Origin of the sequence: Modicisalibacter tunisiensis (assembly GCF_020148005.1) — a bacterium.
GTDB classification, from domain to species: Bacteria; Pseudomonadota; Gammaproteobacteria; order Pseudomonadales; family Halomonadaceae; genus Modicisalibacter; species Modicisalibacter tunisiensis.
Map to the genome: position 1 here is coordinate 2,344,105 of NZ_JAGXFD010000001.1, position 18,024 is coordinate 2,362,128.

The 18,024-nt window shown below is 68.2% G+C and carries 20 protein-coding genes; 10 read left to right on the forward strand and 10 right to left on the reverse strand.

Going from position 1 to position 18,024, the window contains the following annotated elements:
• Positions 1 to 106: 106 nt before the first annotated feature.
• Together KGQ91_RS10910 and argF are read right to left on the reverse strand one after the other, a co-directional pair.
• Positions 107 to 322, reverse strand: a complete 216-nt coding sequence (locus KGQ91_RS10910; protein ID WP_163649322.1) for a DUF2188 domain-containing protein — start codon at positions 320 to 322, stop codon at positions 107 to 109.
• A gap of 162 nt (positions 323 to 484) precedes the next feature.
• Positions 485 to 1,402 carry an ornithine carbamoyltransferase gene (argF, locus tag KGQ91_RS10915; protein WP_163649323.1) on the reverse strand — a complete coding sequence of 306 codons (918 nt, stop codon included), beginning with the start codon at positions 1,400 to 1,402 and terminating at the stop codon, positions 485 to 487.
• A gap of 279 nt (positions 1,403 to 1,681) precedes the next feature.
• Here argF and KGQ91_RS10920 point away from each other — a divergent pair, with 279 nt between their 5' ends.
• On the forward strand, positions 1,682 to 2,026 hold the full coding sequence (locus KGQ91_RS10920; RefSeq protein WP_163649324.1) for a Grx4 family monothiol glutaredoxin: 345 nt from the start codon (positions 1,682 to 1,684) through the stop codon (positions 2,024 to 2,026).
• An 87-nt stretch (positions 2,027 to 2,113) separates the two neighbouring features.
• On the opposite strand, the gene rnt is transcribed toward KGQ91_RS10920, so the two are convergent.
• Positions 2,114 to 2,776: a ribonuclease T gene (rnt, locus tag KGQ91_RS10925; RefSeq protein ID WP_163649325.1), complete on the reverse strand. Its 663-nt coding sequence runs from the start codon at positions 2,774 to 2,776 to the stop codon at positions 2,114 to 2,116.
• Positions 2,777 to 2,976: 200 nt separating this feature from the next.
• On the opposite strand from rnt, the gene KGQ91_RS10930 reads away from it, so the two are divergent.
• The 6 genes from KGQ91_RS10930 (at position 2,977) to KGQ91_RS10955 (ending at position 7,820) form a co-directional block, all read left to right on the forward strand.
• A complete protein-coding gene (locus KGQ91_RS10930; RefSeq protein ID WP_163649326.1) occupies positions 2,977 to 4,197 on the forward strand; it encodes an argininosuccinate synthase in 1,221 nt (406 codons plus the stop codon).
• Between the two features lie 51 nt (positions 4,198 to 4,248).
• On the forward strand, positions 4,249 to 4,542 hold the full coding sequence (locus KGQ91_RS10935; RefSeq protein ID WP_163649327.1) for an HlyU family transcriptional regulator: 294 nt from the start codon (positions 4,249 to 4,251) through the stop codon (positions 4,540 to 4,542).
• Positions 4,543 to 4,679: 137 nt separating this feature from the next.
• On the forward strand, positions 4,680 to 5,345 hold the full coding sequence (locus tag KGQ91_RS10940; RefSeq protein WP_163649328.1) for a glutathione S-transferase family protein: 666 nt from the start codon (positions 4,680 to 4,682) through the stop codon (positions 5,343 to 5,345).
• A gap of 78 nt (positions 5,346 to 5,423) precedes the next feature.
• Positions 5,424 to 6,494, forward strand: a complete 1,071-nt coding sequence (locus KGQ91_RS10945; protein WP_224420986.1) for a tRNA-queuosine alpha-mannosyltransferase domain-containing protein — start codon at positions 5,424 to 5,426, stop codon at positions 6,492 to 6,494.
• A gap of 85 nt (positions 6,495 to 6,579) precedes the next feature.
• On the forward strand, positions 6,580 to 7,524 hold the full coding sequence (locus KGQ91_RS10950) for a DnaJ C-terminal domain-containing protein (protein WP_224420987.1): 945 nt from the start codon (positions 6,580 to 6,582) through the stop codon (positions 7,522 to 7,524).
• 2 nt (positions 7,525 to 7,526) lie between these two features.
• The gene (locus tag KGQ91_RS10955; protein ID WP_224420988.1) at positions 7,527 to 7,820 is read left to right on the forward strand and encodes a chaperone modulator CbpM; all 294 of its coding nucleotides are present in this window, start codon (positions 7,527 to 7,529) and stop codon (positions 7,818 to 7,820) included.
• Positions 7,821 to 7,848: 28 nt separating this feature from the next.
• Here KGQ91_RS10955 and nth read toward each other — a convergent pair whose 3' ends face one another.
• The 6 genes from nth to KGQ91_RS10985 form a co-directional block, all read right to left on the reverse strand.
• The gene (nth, locus tag KGQ91_RS10960; RefSeq protein ID WP_163649332.1) at positions 7,849 to 8,487 is read right to left on the reverse strand and encodes an endonuclease III; all 639 of its coding nucleotides are present in this window, start codon (positions 8,485 to 8,487) and stop codon (positions 7,849 to 7,851) included.
• The gene (locus KGQ91_RS10965) at positions 8,484 to 9,437 is read right to left on the reverse strand and encodes an RnfABCDGE type electron transport complex subunit B (RefSeq protein ID WP_224420989.1); all 954 of its coding nucleotides are present in this window, start codon (positions 9,435 to 9,437) and stop codon (positions 8,484 to 8,486) included. The genes nth and KGQ91_RS10965 overlap by 4 nt, the downstream gene beginning before the upstream one ends.
• 7 nt (positions 9,438 to 9,444) lie before the next feature.
• The gene (gene metG, locus KGQ91_RS10970; RefSeq protein ID WP_224420990.1) at positions 9,445 to 11,487 is read right to left on the reverse strand and encodes a methionine--tRNA ligase; all 2,043 of its coding nucleotides are present in this window, start codon (positions 11,485 to 11,487) and stop codon (positions 9,445 to 9,447) included.
• Between the two features lie 102 nt (positions 11,488 to 11,589).
• Positions 11,590 to 13,062 carry a tRNA uracil 4-sulfurtransferase ThiI gene (thiI, locus tag KGQ91_RS10975; RefSeq protein WP_224420991.1) on the reverse strand — a complete coding sequence of 491 codons (1,473 nt, stop codon included), beginning with the start codon at positions 13,060 to 13,062 and terminating at the stop codon, positions 11,590 to 11,592.
• 95 nt (positions 13,063 to 13,157) lie between these two features.
• Positions 13,158 to 14,735 carry a sensor domain-containing diguanylate cyclase gene (locus KGQ91_RS10980; protein WP_163649336.1) on the reverse strand — a complete coding sequence of 526 codons (1,578 nt, stop codon included), beginning with the start codon at positions 14,733 to 14,735 and terminating at the stop codon, positions 13,158 to 13,160.
• Positions 14,736 to 14,870: 135 nt separating this feature from the next.
• The gene (locus KGQ91_RS10985; protein WP_163649337.1) at positions 14,871 to 15,491 is read right to left on the reverse strand and encodes a rhomboid family intramembrane serine protease; all 621 of its coding nucleotides are present in this window, start codon (positions 15,489 to 15,491) and stop codon (positions 14,871 to 14,873) included.
• A 157-nt stretch (positions 15,492 to 15,648) separates the two neighbouring features.
• Here KGQ91_RS10985 and KGQ91_RS10990 point away from each other — a divergent pair, with 157 nt between their 5' ends.
• Positions 15,649 to 16,122, forward strand: a complete 474-nt coding sequence (locus tag KGQ91_RS10990; protein WP_163649338.1) for a tellurite resistance TerB family protein — start codon at positions 15,649 to 15,651, stop codon at positions 16,120 to 16,122.
• 6 nt (positions 16,123 to 16,128) lie between these two features.
• Here KGQ91_RS10990 and KGQ91_RS10995 read toward each other — a convergent pair whose 3' ends face one another.
• Positions 16,129 to 17,001, reverse strand: a complete 873-nt coding sequence (locus tag KGQ91_RS10995) for a YihY/virulence factor BrkB family protein (protein WP_163649339.1) — start codon at positions 16,999 to 17,001, stop codon at positions 16,129 to 16,131.
• Positions 17,002 to 17,181: 180 nt separating this feature from the next.
• Here KGQ91_RS10995 and KGQ91_RS11000 point away from each other — a divergent pair, with 180 nt between their 5' ends.
• Together KGQ91_RS11000 and arfB are read left to right on the forward strand one after the other, a co-directional pair.
• The gene (locus KGQ91_RS11000) at positions 17,182 to 17,544 is read left to right on the forward strand and encodes a HopJ type III effector protein (RefSeq protein ID WP_163649340.1); all 363 of its coding nucleotides are present in this window, start codon (positions 17,182 to 17,184) and stop codon (positions 17,542 to 17,544) included.
• 53 nt (positions 17,545 to 17,597) lie between these two features.
• A complete protein-coding gene (gene arfB, locus KGQ91_RS11005) occupies positions 17,598 to 18,011 on the forward strand; it encodes an alternative ribosome rescue aminoacyl-tRNA hydrolase ArfB (protein ID WP_163649341.1) in 414 nt (137 codons plus the stop codon).
• The last annotated feature ends 13 nt before the right edge of the window (positions 18,012 to 18,024 follow it).

The window sequence follows — 18,024 nt, forward strand, 5'->3', positions numbered from 1 at the left end:
CGTACCTGGACCGCCCACGTTGGCGGTCCTTTTTTTATGCCTCTCCTTGGTCACTGTTGGTCGGATCCGCGCTCTCGTCCGGCCGGGAGCGGGCTAGCGCGCGGGTTCAGTCGCGGTGCTCGGTATCCTCCCGGCCGGGCTTCTCGCGTACCGTGCCATGCGGGCCGTGAATCACCAGGTCGACGGCATCGCGTTCGGCCATGGCCCGTCCGTGGGCGATTGCCTCGGCCGGGCTCGAGAACTGCTCCTCGCCGTGCTCGGTGTCGCCCTGGCGGACTCCCCATTCGTCGTCGTGGGCTATCACCTGGACTTCCGCTGTCATCGCTCGCCTCCTCCGCTGAGTTCGAGATTGCCACCCGGCGTGTCGGTCGGGGCACCGCCGCCGGCCGGTCACGCCATCATCAGCGTGGTTGGCGTGTTCGGCCGCGTCTGTAGCAAATCGTCAGCATCGGGTTGAAATGCGTAAGCCGGCGAAGTGCGTTCCTTACTCGACGCGACCCAGCAGCAGGAACTCGAGCAGGGCCTTCTGGGCGTGAAGCCGGTTGCCGGCCTCCTGCCAGACCACGGCGCGCGGATCGTCGAGCAGCGTCTCGCTGATTTCCTCGCCGCGGTGCGCGGGCAGGCAGTGCAGGAACAGGGCATCCCCGGCGGCCCGGTCGAGCAGGGCTTCGGTGACCTGGAAGCCGCGGAAGGCCTGCTCGCGCCGGGCCTGTTCCTCTTCCTGACCCATCGAGGCCCAGACATCGGTGGTCACCAGATCGGCGCCGTCCACCGCCTGTTGCGGGTCGCGCAGCACGCTGACGCGCTCGCCGGCGGCGGCGAGGATCGCCGGGTCCGGATCGTAGCCTTCGGGGCAGCAGATGCGCAGCTGGAAGTCGAACTGGCGGGCGGCATTGATCCACGAGTGGCACATGTTGTTGCCGTCACCGATCCACACGGCGGTCTTGCCGCGTACCGAGCCCCGGCATTCGGTCCAGGTCATCACGTCGGCCAGCAGCTGGCAGGGATGGTAGTCGTCGGTCAGGGCATTGATCACCGGCACCGTGCTGGCGGCGGCGAAGGTTTCCAGGCCGGCGTGGGAGAAGGTGCGAATCATTACCGCATCGACCATCTCGGACAGCACGCGGGCGGTGTCGGCAATGGGCTCGCCGCGGCCCAGCTGGGTGTCACGCGGGGACAGGAACAGGGCATGGCCACCGAACTGGGCCATCGCCGTCTCGAACGACACCCGGGTGCGGGTCGATGATTTCTCGAAGATCATCGCCAGGGTGCGGTTGGAGAACGGCGTGTAGGTCGGGCCGTGAGTCTTCAGGCCGTTCTTGATGGTGATCGCCCGGCGGATCAGGTGGGACAGTTCGTCCGGGGTCAGGTCCAGCAGGGTCAGGAAGTGACGTGTGGCCATGGCAAGCTCCTGTCATCGGCAAGCCGCTAACGAAAAGGGCGCCGAGGGCTGGCCTGCCAGCCCTCGGCGCCCCGGCCGGAGTCGAGAGCCGGCCGCGCGAAAAACGATCATCCTAGCCACAGCCGCGACGGCGCGCAATGCACCCTGTCGCGCAGCACTGTGGCCAAGACGTCACGGGGCTGTTTTCGGGCGGCGGCGCGCGTAGAATAATGGGTCACGCAATCATTCACCGGCAACGCGGCACCCGTGACATGACGGTGCCCCGGCAAGGAAGACGCGATGAGTACCACGCTCGAGAACATCCAGCAGCAGATCCGTGAAAACCCGATCCTGCTCTACATGAAGGGCACGCCCCAGTTGCCGCAGTGCGGCTTCTCCGCCCAGACCGTGCAGGCGCTGATGGCCTGTGGCGAGCGCTTCGCCTTCGTCAATATCCTCGACAACCCGGATATCCGCGCCGAGCTGCCCAAGTACGCCAACTGGCCGACCTTTCCGCAGCTGTGGGTCGAGGGCGAGCTGGTCGGCGGCTGTGACATCGTCGTCGAGATGTACCAGAGTGGCGAGCTGGAAACCCTGATCAAGGAAACGGCCGCCAAGGCCGGTGCCGAGCAGAACGACGCCTGAGCGATCTTTCGCTCTTCCCGGTATCGGCCGAGCGCGTAACGCCCCGTCCTCATGGCGGGGCGTTCGTGTTTCGGGGCGGGGCCGGTGTCAGTCTTCCATGCCCTGTTCGCGCTGGGCCAGGTCCCAGCCGCCCAGATCCTTGAAGCGATTGACGATGGCGCAGAACAGCTCGGCGGTGCGCTCCGTGTCGTAGCGCGCCGAGTGGGCGGCGGCGTTGTCGAAGTCGATGCCCGCGGCCCGGCAGGCGCGAGCCAGCACGGTCTGGCCGTACACCAGGCCGGCCAGGCTGGCGGTGTCGAAGCTCGAGAAGGGGTGGAAGGGGTTGCGCTTGATGCCGCAGCGATTGACGGCGGCGTTGAGAAAGCCGTGATCGAAGGCCGCATTGTGGCCCACCAGCACGGCCCGCGTGCAGCCTTCCGACTTGATGGCCTTGCGCACGGGCCGGAAGATCTCGCCCAGGGCGTCGGCTTCGGCCTTGGCCACACGCCGACGCAGGGGGTTGTCGAGGTCGATGCCGGTGAAGTCCAGTGCCGCCTGGTCGATGTTGGCTCCCTCGAAGGGCTCGACATGAAAGGCGTAGGTGGCGTCCGGCATCAGGTTGCCCTGGGCGTCCATGGTCAGCGTGACCGCGGCGATCTCCAGAATGGCATCACGCTCGGCGTTGAAACCGCCGGTTTCCAGGTCCACCACCACCGGCAGGAAACTTCGAAAACGCTGGGACAACAGCCCTTGGGCGTTCGCCTCGGTCATGCCTCTCTCCCGTCCTGAGTCGATTCCCCGCGGTCGTCCCGCGTTGCATAGCGCGAGAGTCTAGCATTTTGCACGGTTGGCGTCCCCAACGGCGGTGTTCGCCACTCGGCCGGGGCGCTATAATCGCGGAATCGTCGTGCGTCGGCGCGTCACCGTCGACGTCCCATGTTGCCAAGCGCAAGAATCAGAAGGAGCCCCCGATGTCCGATGTGAAAAAGGTAGTCCTCGCCTATTCCGGCGGCCTGGACACCTCCGTGATCGTCAAGTGGTTGCAGGAAACCTACGATTGCGAAGTGGTGACCTTCACCGCGGACATCGGTCAGGGCGAGGAGGTCGAGCCGGCGCGGGCCAAGGCCCAGGCGCTGGGAGTCAAGGAGATCTACATCGAGGACCTGCGCGAGGAGTTCGTCCGCGATTACGTCTATCCGATGTTCCGCGCCAACACCATCTACGAGGGCGAATACCTGCTGGGGACCTCGATCGCCCGGCCGCTGATCGCCAGGCGGCTGATCGAGATCGCCAACGAGACCGGCGCCGATGCCATCTCCCACGGGGCCACCGGCAAGGGCAACGATCAGGTGCGCTTCGAGCTCGGCGCCTATGCGCTCAAGCCGGGGGTCAAGGTGATCGCGCCGTGGCGCGAATGGGACCTGACCTCCCGCGAGAAGCTCATGGCCTACTGCGAACAGCACGAGATTCCGGTCGACTTCTCCAAGAGCAAGAAGAAGTCGCCGTACTCCATGGACGCCAACCTGCTGCACATCTCCTACGAGGGCGGCATCCTCGAGGATCCGTGGGCCGAGGCCGAGGAGGACATGTGGCGCTGGAGCGTCTCGCCCGAGGCGGCCCCGGATCAGCCGACCTACATCGAGCTGACCTTCGAGCAGGGCGACATCGTCGCCATCGACGGCGAGCGCCTGGCGCCGCACGAGGTGCTGTCGCGCCTCAACCAGCTGGGCGGCGACAACGGCATCGGCCGCCTCGACATCGTCGAGAACCGCTACGTGGGCATGAAGTCGCGCGGCTGCTACGAGACCCCGGGGGGCACCATCATGCTACGTGCCCACCGGGCCATCGAGTCGATCACCCTCGACCGCGAGGCCGCGCACCTCAAGGACGAGCTGATGCCCAAGTACGCCGAAGTGATCTACAACGGCTACTGGTGGAGCCCGGAACGCCGGATGCTGCAGGCGGCGATCGACGAGACCCAGACCCACGTCAACGGCGTGGTGCGCATGAAGCTCTACAAGGGCAGTGCCACCGTGGTGGGTCGCAAGTCCGACGAATCGCTGTTCGACGAGTCGATCGCCACCTTCGAGGATGATGCCGGCGCCTATAATCAGAAGGATGCCGAAGGCTTCATCAAGCTCAACGCGCTGCGCCTGCGGATTGCCGCCGGCAAGGGTCGCAGCGCCAACTGAGAGCGTCCTTCCGGGATGTCCGGCGCCCGGAAGGCTCCGTGAGGAGGCGACATGCTCAAGAAGCTGATCGACGGATTGTTCCGCAGTGGCAACGTCAATGACGAGGAGATTCCTGCCACCGAGTATCGCGGCTATCTGATCACGCCCGACCCGCAGGATGCGGGCGGGCAGTATCGGGTCAGCGGCTGGATCCGCAAGCCGGTCGAGGGGGGCGAGACGCTCGAGCATCGTTTCGAGCGCTCCGACACCGTCGGCTCCCGGGAGGCCTGCGTCGAGTTGACCCTGGAAAAGGCCCAGCGGTTCATCGATGACCTGGGGGACGAGATCTTCGCCTCGCACCACTGATCATCACGGCTTGCCGTATTGACGACCCCGTCTGCCTCCTCGCAGACGGGGTCGCCGCGTTTTCGGCCGGTGGTATCCGCTCGAGTGGCAATGCGCTAGGGTCAAGAACCGTCATGTCGATCTCGCGAGGCCCTGTCATGCTCGAAGTGCACCATCTGGAAAATTCCCGCTCGCAGCGGGTGCTCTGGCTGCTCGAGGAGCTCGCGCTCGACTACACGGTGGTTCCCTACACCCGGGACCCCGAGACACTGCTGGCGCCGGCGTCGCTCAAGCAGGTGCACCCGCTGGGCAAGTCGCCGGTGATCGTCGACGGCGAGGTGACGCTGGCCGAGTCCGGCGCGATCATCGACTACCTGATAGACGCCCATGACCCGGACGGCCGGCTGATGCCGCCGCCGGGGACCCCGGCGCACCGCGCGTACCGCTACTGGCTGCATTATGCCGAGGGCTCCGCCATGCCGCTGCTGGTGATGTCGCTGGTCTTCACCCGGCTCGGCAAGCCCCCGGTGCCGGCGCTGGTGCGACCGTTCGGCCGGTTGCTGGGCCGTGGCGTCGCCTCGCGGTATCTGGAGCCCCAGATCAGGACCCATCTGGACTACTGGGAACAGACCCTGACGGCATCGGACTGGCTGGCCGGCGAGGCCTTCAGTGCGGCCGACATCCAGATGAGCTTCCCGGCGCTGGCCCGGGACGCCCGCGGCGGCCTGGGCGAGCGCCCGGCGCTGCGCGACTGGCTGGGCCGCCTCAAGGCACGCCCCGCCTATCGGCGAGCCGTGGAGCGCGGCGGCGAGTTTACCCTGTAATCCGGCCGGGCTGACCGGCGGCTTTGCAAGCGGCGGCGGGCTCGGGTAGCTTGCCGGTCATTTGCCGAGGACTCGCCCGTGAAGGCCCTGCTGCTCTCCGCCTATGCCGCCGCCAGCCACCGTTTCTGGGCCGACGGTCTGGAACAGGCATTCCCGGAAATCGACTGGCAGCGCCTGGAACTGCCGCCGCGCCACTTCCAGTGGCGGGTGCGAGGCAACCCGCTGATGTGGCGGCTTGCCAATCACGCGGTGCTGGAGCAGTCGTTCGACCTCGTGGTCGCCACCTCGATGGTCGACCTGGCCACCCTGGTCGGCCTCTGTCCGTCGCTGGCGCAGGCCCGCAAGGTGGTCTACTTCCACGAGAACCAGTTCGCCTTCCCGCGCTCCTCGCGCCAGGTTCTGCGCCCCGAGCCGATGATGGTCAACCTCTATGCGGCATTGGCGGCGGACGTGGTGGTGTTCAACAGTGCCTACAACCGCGACAGCCTGGTGGCCGGTGCCCGCGACTTCCTTTCTCGCATGCCGGACCGGCTGCCGCTCGAGCCGTGGCTGTCGCGGCTGGCCGCGCATGCCCATGTGCTCCCCGTGCCGCTGCCCGATCAGGCGGTTCGGCCGGCGGGCCGGGGGCGTCGCATCGTCTGGAACCATCGCTGGGAATACGACAAGAATCCCGAAGCGTTCTTCGCCGCGCTCGAGCGGCTCGTCGCCGAGGGCATCGACTTCGAGGTGGCGGTGATGGGGCAGCAGTTCCGGGATCGGCCGGCGGTCTTCGACACGGCGCGGGCCTGGCTGGGCGAGCGCATCGTGTGCTGGGGCGAGCAGCCCGCGGCGGACTATGCGGCCATGCTCGATGCCGCCGATATCGTGGTGTCCACCACCGACCACGAGTTCCAGGGGCTGGCGATCATGGAGGCGGTCAACCGCGGCTGCCTGCCGCTGGTGCCCGACCGGCTGTGCTTTCCCGACTACTATCCCGACGCCTGCCGCTACCCGGGGGATGTCGAGAGCCTGGTCGCGCGGCTGCGTGGCTGGCTGACCGATCCCGCCAGCCGGCCGCCGCTGCCGGATGCCCGCCAGTGGCAATGGCCTGCCTGGCGCTCGGCCTATGGCGAGGTCCTGGGGCTGCGCCCGCGACCGGACACGGCTTGATCCGCGTCAAGGCGTCTCTCGGCAAGTCGCGCCATGCTGCCTGTCGGGGAGGGCCTTCCGGTCGTCCCGAGGGCAGAGGGCGGCCATGGAATTCAAGGACTACTATCACGTTCTCGGCGTGGAGAAGGACGCCTCCCAGGAGGCGATCAAGCGGGCCTACCGCAAGCTGGCGCGCAAGTATCACCCCGATGTCAGCAAGGAGCCGGATGCCGAGGTCCGGTTCAAGGAACTGGGCGAGGCCTACGAGGTGCTCAAGGATCCGGAGAAGCGGGCCGCCTACGATCAGCTGGGGCGCCAGTGGCAGCCGGGCGAGGAGTTCCGCCCGCCGCCGGACTGGGATGCCGGTTTCGCATTCTCCGGCGGCGGCTTCACCGAACAGGATGCCGCCGGGTTCAGCGACTTCTTCGAGACCCTGTTCGGCCACGGCTTTGCCCCGGGCGGCCGGCGTGGCGGTTTCCATGCTCATGGCGAGGATCGCCACGCCCGGCTCGAGATCGACCTGGAGGACAGCTATCACGGCGCCACCCATGTGATCACCCTGCGCCTGCCCGAGCACGACGCTCACGGGCGGGTCAACTGGCACGAGCGCAAGCTCAGCGTCACCGTACCCCGGGGCATCGCCCCCGGGCAGCACATCCGCCTGGCGGGGCAGGGCGAGCCGGGGCACGGCCAGGGCAAGGCCGGCGACCTGTACCTGGAAGTGGCATTCCGGCCCCATGTGCTGTATCGCCTGGACGGGCGCGACGTCTATCTCGACCTGCCGGTGGCGCCCTGGGAGGCGGCGCTGGGCGGGCCGGTCACGGTGCCCACGCCCACCGGCAGCGTGGAACTGAAGATTCCCGCCAATGCGCGCAACGGGGCCCGGCTGCGCATTCGTGGGCGTGGTCTGCCCGCGGCGCGCCCGGGTGACTTCCTGGTGGTGCTGAAGATCGTGCAGCCGCCCGTCGACGGCGACGCGGACCGCGACGCCTACCGGGCCCTGGCGGCCCATTTCGCCGATTTCAAGCCGCGTGCCGGGCTGGGAGGATGAGCATGGTCGATCGTTCGCAACCCCTGAGCGGCGTGATTCTCGAGGAGCAGGAGACGCTGACCCTGGCCGATCTCAGCCGCGCCTGCGCGGTGCATGCCGAGGCCATCATCGAGCTGGTCGACGAGGGCATCCTGACGCCCGGCGGGCCCCTGCCGCAGCAGTGGCACTTTTCCGGCCGCCACCTGATCCGGGCGCGCGTGGCGCTGCGCCTGCAGCGGGAGCTGGGCGTCAACCTGGCCGGGGCGGCGCTGGCGCTGGAACTGATGGACGAGATCGAGCGGTTGCGAGGGGGCTGAGCGGGGCCCTGTGCCCGTATCCGGCCGCTCAGGCCGGCTCGGTCTTGTCCGGATACTCGCAGAGATCCTCGATCACGCAGCTGCCACAGCGCGGCTTGCGTGCCACGCAGGTGTAGCGGCCGTGCAGGATCAGCCAGTGGTGGGCATCCTGGCGGAACTCCGTCGGCACGTGGCGCATCAGTTTCTGCTCGACCTCGACCACGTCCTTGCCACGGGCGAGCCCGGTGCGGTTGGCGACCCGGAAGATATGCGTGTCCACGGCGATGGTCGGCTCGCCGAAGGCGGTGTTGAGAATCACGTTGGCGGTCTTGCGACCGACCCCGGGCAGCGCCTCCAGCGCCGCACGGGTTCGCGGTACTTCGCCGTCGTGCCGGTCGATCAGGAGGCGACAGGTCTTCATCAGGTTCTCGGCCTTGGTGTTGTACAGGCCGATGGTCTTGATGTGCTCCTTCAGGCCGTCGAGGCCCAGGTCGAGAATCGCCTGCGGCGTGTTGGCCACCGGGAACAGCCGGGCACAGGCCTTGTTGACACCCACGTCGGTGGCCTGCGCCGAGAGCAGCACGGCAGTGAGCAGCTCGAACGGCGTCGACCAGTTCAGCTCGGTGGTGGGCTCGGGGTTGTGCTCGCGTAGCCGCGCGAAGATGGCATGGCGTTTCTGGGCGTTCATGCGGTTCCGTTCCTGGCGGTGTCGAGCATGGCCCGGGCCTGTTCGCACTGGGCCCGGGCGCCGGCGATGGCCTCGGCATCGTTCTGGCGTTCGGCGTGGGCGAGCTGGGCGCGGGCGCGACGCAGGGCCTGTTCCGCGGCCCGCACTGCCATGCGCTGACGATGCGGACGAGCATCGGCGGACTGCGGCGCGGAAGCCTGTTCGGCGAGACGGCGATCGAGTGCCGCCAGCTGTTCGCGATGGTCGGCGATGCGCGTTTCCAGTTCGCGGGCCGAGGGCGTGTCGGCCTCGAGCTCGCGGCGTTGGCGCTCCAGGCGCTTGAGTGCCGCGTTCAGGGTCACGCGCTGGGTCTTGAGCCGTCGAGTATCGTCGGCGGTGGTGGTCGCCGGTTCGGCGGGGGTGCTGCGCGCCTGCAATGCGCGGCGTCGGGCTCGGCGGGTCTCGGCCTCGCGGGCCAGGCGTGCCTGGCGGGCCGCATGGCGCTGCCGGCCGAGCGTGGCACGCCGCGCCAGGAAGGCATCCTGCGCGGCCGGCGTGTCGGCGGCCTCCCAGCCCGGGTGGGGCTGGATGTCGATGCAGTCCACCGGGCAGGGCGCCACGCACAGCTCGCAGCCGGTGCACTCGGCCTCGATCACCGTGTGCATGCGCTTGGCCGCGCCGAGGATGGCATCCACCGGGCAGGCCTGGATGCACTTGGTGCAGCCGATGCATTCGTCCTCGCGAATCACCGCCACCTGCGGCGATTCGGCCGGGCGCTCCAGCGGCAATGGCGGCTGCCCGGTGAGTTCGGCCAGCCGCTGCAGGGTCCGCTCGCCGCCGGGCGGGCACTTGTTGATCGCCTCGCCGGCGACGATGGCCTCGGCATAGGGCCGGCAGCCATCATGGCCGCACTTGCCGCACTGGGTCTGCGGCAGGACGGCGTCGATGACATCGATACGGGCGGCGGTCATGACGGCCTCAGGTGACGCGCAGGCCCGGCTTGGCGCCGCTGTGCGGTTCCAGCAGGTAGATGCCGTCGCCGTCCCCGGCGGCCAGCACCATGCCCTCGGAGACGCCGAAGCGCATCTTGCGCGGCGCCAGGTTGGCGACCATTACCGTCAGGTGGCCTTCCAGGGCCTCGGGCGCGTAGGCCGAGCGGATGCCGGAGAACACGGTGCGGGTCTCGCCGCCCAGATCCAGGGTCAGCTGCAGCAGCTTGTCGGCGCCCTCGACGTACTCCGCCTTGGCGATGCGCGCGATGCGCAGATCGACTTTTGTGAAGTCGTCGAAGGCGATCTCCTCGGCGATCGGGTCATCGGCCAGCGGCCCCTTGGGGGTTTCCTTGAGCTTCTGTTCTTCCACCAGATCCTCCTTGGACGCCTCGATCATGGCGTCGATGCGGTCGCGCTCGACCCGGGTCATCAGCGGCTTGAACTTGGCGATCTCGTGATCGAGCAGCAGTTCCTGCCGGCTGTCCCAGGCCAGGGCGTCGAGCTTCAGGAAGGCGCGGGCGCCTTCGGCCATGGCCGGCAGTACCGGCGCCAGGTAGACCATCAGCTGGCGGAACAGGTTGATGCCCACCGAGCAGATGTCGAGGACCTCCTGCTCGCGGCCTTCCTGCTTGGCCAGCACCCAGGGCTCGGCCTCGGCGATGTAGGTGTTGGCCTCGTCGGCGAGTTCCATCACCTTGCGCATGGCACGGCCGAACTCGCGGGCCTCGAAGTACCCGGCGATCTCGTCGCCGGCGGCCACGAAGCGCTCGACCAGCTCGGGCTCGGTGCAGCGGGCGGAGAGCCGCCCGCCGCCGAGCTTCTTGACGAAGCCGGCGCAGCGGCTGGCGATGTTGACCACCTTGCCGACCAGGTCCGAGTTGACGCGCTGGGCGAAGTCCTCGAGGTTGAGGTCCAGGTCGTCGACGCCGGCGGTGAGCTTGGCGGCGAAGTAGTAGCGCAGGTACTCGGGGTTCAGGTGCTCGGCGTAGGTCGCGGCCTTGATGAAGGTGCCGCGGGACTTGGACATCTTGGCGCCGTTGACGGTGACGAAGCCGTGGCAGTTCACCGCGGTCGGCGTGCGCAGTCCGGCACCATGCAGCATGGCCGGCCAGAACAGGGCATGGAAGTAGACGATGTCCTTGCCGATGAAGTGATAGACCTCGGCCTGGGAGTCCGCGCGCCAGTAGGCGTCGAAGTCGAGACCCTCGCGCTCGCAGAGGTTCTTGAAGCTGGCCAGGTAGCCGATCGGCGCGTCGAGCCAGACGTAGAAGTACTTGCCCGGGGCGTCGGGGATCTCGAAGCCGAAGTAGGGCGCGTCGCGGGAGATGTCCCACTCGTTGAAGCCGGACTCGAACCACTCCATCAGCTTGTTGCGGATCTGCGGCTGGACGTGGTCGTCGTTGATCCAGCCCTGCAGGAAGGCCGCGAAGTCGGGCAGCTTGAAGAAGTAGTGGGTCGAGCTTCTCACCTCGGGGGTGGCGCCGGAGATCGCCGATACCGGATCGATCAGCTCGGCCGGGGTGTAGGTGGCGCCGCAGGCCTCGCAGTTGTCGCCGTACTGATCGTCGGCCCGGCACTTGGGGCAGGTGCCCTTGATGAAGCGGTCCGCCAGGAACAGGCCCTTGACCGGGTCGTACATCTGCTCGATGTCGCGGGTGGCGATGTGGCCCTGGTCGCGCAGCCGGGTGTAGATCAGCTCGCTGAAGTAGCGGTTTTCCTCGGAATGCGTCGAGTGGTAGTTGTCGAAGGCCACCCCGAAACGCGCGAAGTCGGCCTGGTGTTCCTGGCTGACGCGATCGATCAGCGCCTGGGAGGTGATGCCCTCCTGCTCGGCGCGCAGCATGATGGCGGTGCCGTGGGCGTCGTCGGCGCAGACATAGTGGCAGTCGTGGCCGCGGCTCTTCTGGAAGCGTACCCAGATATCGGTCTGGATGTACTCCAGCAGGTGGCCCAGATGGATCGACCCGTTGGCATAGGGCAGGGCACTGGTGACCAGGATCTGGCGCTTGGCGTTGGCGGTTGTCGACATGGCGGCTCTAGTGACTGATTCGAAAGGGGATGGCGTCCTTGAACGCGGACAAGGGGGCGATTGTAGCCCGCCTGACGCACGGCTGCATCCGTGGCGGCCGGCTTACTCGGGTCGATAGACGCCGAACCCGGTCAGTCCGCGATCGGCCAGGTGCATGGCCTGCATGCGGCTCATCACGCCCCGGGCGCAATACAGCAGGTAGCGGCGGCCGCCGCGCAGCGCGGGGGCTCGGTCGGCCAGCTCGAAGAAGGGGATCGCCAGCACCTCGCCGTGGGGCAGCACGAGTGGCGCGGCCTCGCGCTCGTCGGGATGACGGATGTCGATCACCGTGGCCTCGGGCAGGGCGGCGAGCGCCTCGCGGGAGTCGACGGTCGGGATGTCGGGCAGGGCGGGCGCGGTGTCGAGCAGGCGGTCCACGGGCGTCAGGGTGGACGCGGCGATGGCGCTGTCGAGCACGGCGTCGTCGAAGGCGGCCTCGGCCTCGGTGATCTGCGCCGGCCGGGGCTTGACGTGCGGGCGCCGGGCGATGGTGCCGCAGTATTCCGGCAGCGCGGCGGCATGCGCCGCCGTGCCGATGTGGCGAGCGTCGCCGATGATCGTCTGCTTGTCGCTGGCGATCAGCGGGCGCAGCACCGGGCGTTCGCTGACGGCATCGATCAGCCCCAGGTTGACCAGGCTCTGGCTGGATACCTGGGCCAGGGCGTCGCCGGTGATCAATGCCGGAATGCGGGCACGGCGGGCGACCCGGTTGGCGGCGTGCAGCATCATGCGCTTGAGCACCACGCCGGCCAGCCCGGCCGGCACCCGGCGCTGGATCTCGTCGACCACACCCTCGAAGGGCACGCTGACGAAGTTGACGCGATGCGAGGCGCCGTAGCGCGACCAGACGTGATGTACCACCTCGCGGACCGCGGCTTCATGGGCCGGCCCGCCGAGGCTGAAGAACAGGTAGTGGATCTTGAGGCCGCGGCGCAGCAGGTGCCAGGCGGCCACCGGGGAGTCGTAGCCGCCGGAGATCAGCGCCAGCGCCTGGCCCTGGGTGCCCAGCGGATAGCCGCCCAGCCCCGGGCGGCGGCGGCTGACCAGGCGCAGGATGTCGTCGCTCAGCTCGAGGCGAACGTCGATCTCGGGGTGTTTCAGATCCACGCGGGCGCCCTCGGCGGCGGTCAGCAGTTCGCCGCCCAGATAGCGCTCGAGCGCCTCGGACGTGAAGGCATGGCGACCGCGCCGCTTGACGCTGACCCGGAAGCGGCGGCCGGCGATGGCGCTTCGCCAGTACGGCACCACCTGCTCGGCGGCGGCCGCGAAGGTGGTGAAGGCATGCGTCTCCACGGCCTGGACTTCGTGGATGCCGGGAATCCGCGTCAGTCCCTCCTCGAGTTGCGCCAGCGCGGCCGCATCGGCTTCACGACGCGGGCGGACCTCGAGGGCATCCCAGCAGTCGGCGACGCGGACCTCGAGCCTCTGCCGGGCGAAGGCGTTGCGGATGTTGGTGCGCAGGCAGCGGACCATTTCCTGGCGCACCGCGCGGGACTTGATGGTGATTTCCGGAAACAGCTTGATCCGATAGCGCATGGGCGTGGCGGTGATGCGTGAGTGGTCGGTGACGTCGGGGCGGGCAGGGTATCAGGCCTGCCCCGATGGCTCCACTGGCACGGACGGGCGCTCGGTTAGGCCGGCACCGGGCCGGCCGCGATGCGGTTGCGTCCCGCCTTCTTGGCGGTGTAGAGCGCGGCATCGGCCGCGGCCCCCAGGGCTCCGGGGGTCGGGGTATCGAGCCGGGTCGATACGGCCAGGCCGACGCTGATGGTGACCACGTCCCCTTGCGGGGCGGTACCGTGCTCGATGCCCAGCGCCTCGACGGCGGCGCGAACCGTCTCGGCCTGTTCTCGAGCGGCGGCCGGGCCCGTGTCGGGCATCAGGACCGAGAATTCCTCGCCGCCGGTACGGGCCAGCAGGTAGCCGGGAGCGGCCAGGCTGGCCTGCATGGCCTGGGCGACCCGCTTGAGGCAGACATCGCCGGCGGGATGGCCGTAGTGATCGTTGTAGGCCTTGAAGTGGTCGATGTCGATCATCAGCATGGCGACCGGCCGAGCCTCGTGGCGGGCTTCGTCGAGTGCCCGGGCCAGGCGCCGGTCGAACAGCCGTCGGTTGGCCAGCCCGGTCAACGGGTCATGCTGCGAGAGCTGGACCAGCGAGTGCGTGCGGCGACGCTGAAAGGCCAGCAGGTGGTTGAAGGCCTGGGCGAGCCGGCCGATCTCGTCCTGACGACGAGTCAGGGGGGCCGGCACCCGGGTGTCCTCCTCGAAGCGTACCCGGTCGGTGAGTCGCGCCAGCTGGCGCAATGGCCGCAGCACGATCATCTCGAGCAGCAACAGCACCACCAGCACCACGAGCACGACCAGCGCCAGGGTCCAGTAGAGGGCGAAGCGGAAGGTGCCGAGGGATGTCTGGAAGGCGTCCCGGGGCAGGGTGGCCTGCAGCTGGATGGCATGTCCGGCCGGCGAGGCGGCGAGGCGGCGGGTGGCGAGCATGTCATCGTCACTCCGTCGCACCAGCAGCGGCGGGTCGGCATCCGCGGCGTCACTGGCCGGCGTCGCCGTGAAGGCGATCCCCGTGCTGGCTTTCAGGCGAACGAGCCAGGTGGCGTTCATGCCGCGCGCCATGGCCAGCCAGCCTGCCGGCGGCCCGCTGCCGTCGCTCTTCAGCACCGGCCAGGCGCTGACCATGCTCAGCGTGGGCCAGGCATGCAGCCAGGTATGGCGGGTGTGGGCGCGCTCCCGGGCGACATGGCGCTGCATCGAGGCAACCAGCGGCGCGGCCCAGCGGCAGGCGCCGGTGGGTGCCGTGCAGATCGTGTAGTCGCCGGTGTCGGGGTCGATCCCGGCCACGCGGTACGGCCGGTAGGCAGTGTCCAGGAACACGACCAGGCGCAGGTTGGCATCGTCGAAGAGCTGCCCGTTGGTCAGGTTGCTGCTGGGGTAGTCGGGATAGCGCCCGCGCAGGAAGGCGTAGCTGTCGTCCCAGACCGCCCAGTCCTTGTTGAGCAGGCTCAGGTGGCCCAGTTCATTGTCGATGGCCCTTTGTATCCGGTCCAGCTCCTGGCTGGCATAGAGGCGCTCGTCCTTGAGCAGGGCCGGCAGGACCAGCAGCTTCGCGATCAGGGCCAGGGCCGCCAGGGCCATGAGCAGGGTGGTGCCCAGGGCCAGGAAGAAGCGATAGCGCAACGAGGCGAGAAAACGAGGCATGGCATTCTTGATGTTGTGGCGACGGAAAGAGCGTGGGCGAGATCGTGTAGGAGATCGCTTACACGCCTTGGCGAGCTATCGGCCAGGCCCACAGAATATTTAGCACTTTCCTGGCCGGTCGATGATTGCTGACGTTCAGCTGCCCAGTTGCTGCAGGAATCGCCCCCATGCCGTGGGGTCGATGAGCAGGGTGATCACGATGCCGCCCAGGGCGCCGCCCAGGTGAGCCTCGTGGGCCAGGCCGCCCTGCCGGCCTGGCTGGCGCTGGCGCATGGCGTACATCGACAGCGCCACGAAGCCGATCGCGAACAGCAGGGCGGGTATCGGAATGGCGAAGAACAGGTACAGCGGCTGGAACGGCGCGTACAGGCAGAAGGCGAAGACCAGCCCGGTAATCGCGCCGGAGGCGCCCACCGCCATGTAGTGCGGGTTGGCGCGCTGGAGCAGCAGCGTCAGCCCCTGCGCGGCGGCGTCGGCGCCGAGGTAGAGGATCAGATAGCGCAGCGGGCCCAGGTAGCGCTCCAGAACGGGCCCGAAGAAATACAGCGTGAGCATGTTGATCAGCAGGTGCGCCCCGTTGGCGTGCAGGAAGCCGGCCGTGAGCAGGCGGTAGTATTCATGGTGATGCAGGATGCGCGTCGGGCGCAGGGCCAGGGCGACCAGCCAGGCCGGCCGGCGCTGCAGGACGTAGAGGCTGAAGACCACGTTGATCAGCAGCAGCGACAACGTGACGGGCGTTTGCATCAGATCGGTCATGCCGGGCCTCGAGGCAGGGGCTGGGATATCAGCGTCCGACGATACCGCAACGGCGACGCGCTTGCCGAACCCGGGGCCGGTTGCCGTGCAACCTCTCGCCGGGATGCGGGTCATAAATCACAGACGTGACGACTCATCTGCCACCCGGAGGCCCATCATGCTCGAGGCGATTCAACAGTTCTTCCAGCGTGCCCTGGCCGTGCCCGAGGGGAGCGATTCGCGCCGCCATCGGCTGACGCTGGAGCTGGCCACGGCGGCCCTGCTGTGCGAGATCGTGCGGGCCGACCATCACGACGACGTCAGCGAGCTCGAGGCCCTGCACGGCATGCTCAAGGCACGTTTCGCCCTGACCGACGAGGCGGTCGACGAGCTGATGACGCTGGCCCGTGCCGAGGCCGAGCAGGCCGTGGATCACTTTCAGTTCGTGCATCTGGTCAACGCGCACTACGGCTACGCGGACAAGGTCGAGCTGGTCGAGCTGATGTGGCGGCTGGCCTATGCCGATGCGTCGCTGGACGCGCACGAGGAGCACCGCATCCGCAAGCTCGCCGACCTGCTGTTCGTGCGCCACAGCGACTTCATCCACGCCAAGGTGAGGGTGCAGCGGGAGCAGGGCATCACCGTACTCTAGGCCGACTCAGGGGGACTGGTACCAGTGCCGCCCGGCCCGGGCGCTGCGTTCCAGCTCGGCGATCACCTGGGCGCCCAGCAGCAGGATGATGGCACCGATCTCCAGGCCCAGCAGCACCACGATCAGGGTGGCCAGCGAGCCGTAGACGGCATTGACATAGGAGAGGTTGGCGAAGTAATAGCCCAGCCCCAGGCGCACCAGCTCCCAGAGCAGGGCCGCGACGAAGCCGCCGATCAGTGCGCGCTGCATGGCGATGCGCACCACCGGCATGACCTTGTAGATGGCACTGAACAGGCCGAACATGCCGACGAAGCTCAGCAGGTTCAGCGTCACCTTGGCGAACAGCGCCGCCGGCAGCTCCACGTCCAGCAGGAGCACCAGCAGCTGATTGACGGCATCACCCATGGCGACCAGCAGGGTCAGCGCCAGCAGGCCGGCGCCCAGTACCAGCATGAAGGCGTAGGGCAGCAGCGCCGAGACCCAGAAGCGCCGCTTGCGCGGGTTGTCGGGCTGGTGAAAGATCAGGGCGATCGAGTCCTCGAGCATGCGGAAGGCGAACGAGCTGAAGAACAGCAGCACCAGGGTGCCGACCAGGCCGACCACATCCCGGGAATCCACCAGGGTGCGCACCGAGTCGAGGATCACGTCGGCGTGGGTGGGGGCCAGATGCTGAGCCTGGATGGCGATGATGCCCAGCAGCCGCTGTTCGCTGACCACATGGGTCAGCAGCACGCACAGCAGGGCGAACAGCGGAATCGTCGAGAGCAGCACGTTGTAGCCGACGCCCCCGGCGAGCAGGATGCCGCGATTGGCGAAGAAGGCCTTCAGGACCCGGGTCGAGAAGTGCCAGAGGCGAGGGATGAGGACCAGAGGTGGCATGGCGGCTCCGGCAGGCGGTCGTCGTTAGGGCGTCGGCGTGTCGCGTGCCGACAGTATCCGTCATAGCCTGTACCTTCACCAAGCCCCGTCCCGGCGGCTGCGGCCCCGTCCGGATGCGGTGGTGAGCGTCGCCGGGCTTGCGTAGAGTAGTGGGGTTCACGTTACTGACCGGATTGCGCCATGACCCTGGACGACTTCCTCGACACCCTTCGCCATCGGCCCGAGCGGCTGGCCTTCCGCGATACGCTGGCGGTGATCGACCGCTACTACCAGGTCACGCCGGTGGGGTTCCGCAATGGCGCGGTGCGCAATCGCCCCGGCGAGAATGCCGGCTCCTGCCGGGTGCTGGCCTTCGCGCGACGTCATGGTCTCGATGTCGAGCAGACCCTGCACTGCTTCGGCGAGGTCTACCGCGATGAGGTGCTGGGCGACCCGCAGGGCAGCGGCCATCGCAATATCCGCGAGTTCCGGCGCGTCGGCTGGGCCGGCGTCGTCTTCGAGGGCGAGCCGCTGCTGCCGCGCGACGTGCCGGCCGAGGGCTGACCGGCGCCTTCGCCGGTCTTCTCCCGACATCCATCATCCATGAGGCCTGCAACATGCTGTACATTTCGCGGCAGGTCAGCCTGCCCGACGACGAGATCGATCTGCAGGCGGTCCGCGCCCAGGGGGCGGGCGGCCAGAACGTCAACAAGGTGGCCTCGGCGGTGCATCTGCGCTTCGATATTGCCGCCTCGTCGCTGCCGGACAGTTACAAGGAGCGTCTGCTGGCGCTGCGCGATCGGCGAATCACCCGTGACGGGGTGCTGATCATCAAGGGCCAGCGCTTCCGCACCCAGGAGCAGAACCGCGAGGATGTCCGGCAGCGGCTGCAGGCACTGATTCGCAGCGTCGCCCAGCCTGCCAAGAAGCGCGTTCCCACCAGGCCCACCCGTGCCTCGCGTCGACGCCGGCTCGACGCCAAGGCCCGCAAGGGGCAGCGCAAGGCGCTGCGCGGCAAGGTCGACCACTGAGTTTTTCGGGCTA

What these genes read in the sequence shown, in the direction of transcription:
- KGQ91_RS10910 (WP_163649322.1), bottom strand. Translation starts at nt 322, where the DNA reads ATGACAGCGGAAGTCCAGGTGATAGCCCACGACGACGAATGGGGAGTC.
- argF (WP_163649323.1), bottom strand. Translation starts at nt 1,402, where the DNA reads ATGGCCACACGTCACTTCCTGACCCTGCTGGACCTGACCCCGGACGAA.
- KGQ91_RS10920 (WP_163649324.1), top strand. Translation starts at nt 1,682, where the DNA reads ATGAGTACCACGCTCGAGAACATCCAGCAGCAGATCCGTGAAAACCCG.
- rnt (WP_163649325.1), bottom strand. Translation starts at nt 2,776, where the DNA reads ATGACCGAGGCGAACGCCCAAGGGCTGTTGTCCCAGCGTTTTCGAAGT.
- KGQ91_RS10930 (WP_163649326.1), top strand. Translation starts at nt 2,977, where the DNA reads ATGTCCGATGTGAAAAAGGTAGTCCTCGCCTATTCCGGCGGCCTGGAC.
- KGQ91_RS10935 (WP_163649327.1), top strand. Translation starts at nt 4,249, where the DNA reads ATGCTCAAGAAGCTGATCGACGGATTGTTCCGCAGTGGCAACGTCAAT.
- KGQ91_RS10940 (WP_163649328.1), top strand. Translation starts at nt 4,680, where the DNA reads ATGCTCGAAGTGCACCATCTGGAAAATTCCCGCTCGCAGCGGGTGCTC.
- KGQ91_RS10950 (WP_224420987.1), top strand. Translation starts at nt 6,580, where the DNA reads ATGGAATTCAAGGACTACTATCACGTTCTCGGCGTGGAGAAGGACGCC.
- KGQ91_RS10955 (WP_224420988.1), top strand. Translation starts at nt 7,527, where the DNA reads ATGGTCGATCGTTCGCAACCCCTGAGCGGCGTGATTCTCGAGGAGCAG.
- nth (WP_163649332.1), bottom strand. Translation starts at nt 8,487, where the DNA reads ATGAACGCCCAGAAACGCCATGCCATCTTCGCGCGGCTACGCGAGCAC.
- KGQ91_RS10965 (WP_224420989.1), bottom strand. Translation starts at nt 9,437, where the DNA reads ATGACCGCCGCCCGTATCGATGTCATCGACGCCGTCCTGCCGCAGACC.
- metG (WP_224420990.1), bottom strand. Translation starts at nt 11,487, where the DNA reads ATGTCGACAACCGCCAACGCCAAGCGCCAGATCCTGGTCACCAGTGCC.
- thiI (WP_224420991.1), bottom strand. Translation starts at nt 13,062, where the DNA reads ATGCGCTATCGGATCAAGCTGTTTCCGGAAATCACCATCAAGTCCCGC.
- KGQ91_RS10980 (WP_163649336.1), bottom strand. Translation starts at nt 14,735, where the DNA reads ATGCCTCGTTTTCTCGCCTCGTTGCGCTATCGCTTCTTCCTGGCCCTG.
- KGQ91_RS10985 (WP_163649337.1), bottom strand. Translation starts at nt 15,491, where the DNA reads ATGACCGATCTGATGCAAACGCCCGTCACGTTGTCGCTGCTGCTGATC.
- KGQ91_RS10990 (WP_163649338.1), top strand. Translation starts at nt 15,649, where the DNA reads ATGCTCGAGGCGATTCAACAGTTCTTCCAGCGTGCCCTGGCCGTGCCC.
- KGQ91_RS10995 (WP_163649339.1), bottom strand. Translation starts at nt 17,001, where the DNA reads ATGCCACCTCTGGTCCTCATCCCTCGCCTCTGGCACTTCTCGACCCGG.
- KGQ91_RS11000 (WP_163649340.1), top strand. Translation starts at nt 17,182, where the DNA reads ATGACCCTGGACGACTTCCTCGACACCCTTCGCCATCGGCCCGAGCGG.
- arfB (WP_163649341.1), top strand. Translation starts at nt 17,598, where the DNA reads ATGCTGTACATTTCGCGGCAGGTCAGCCTGCCCGACGACGAGATCGAT.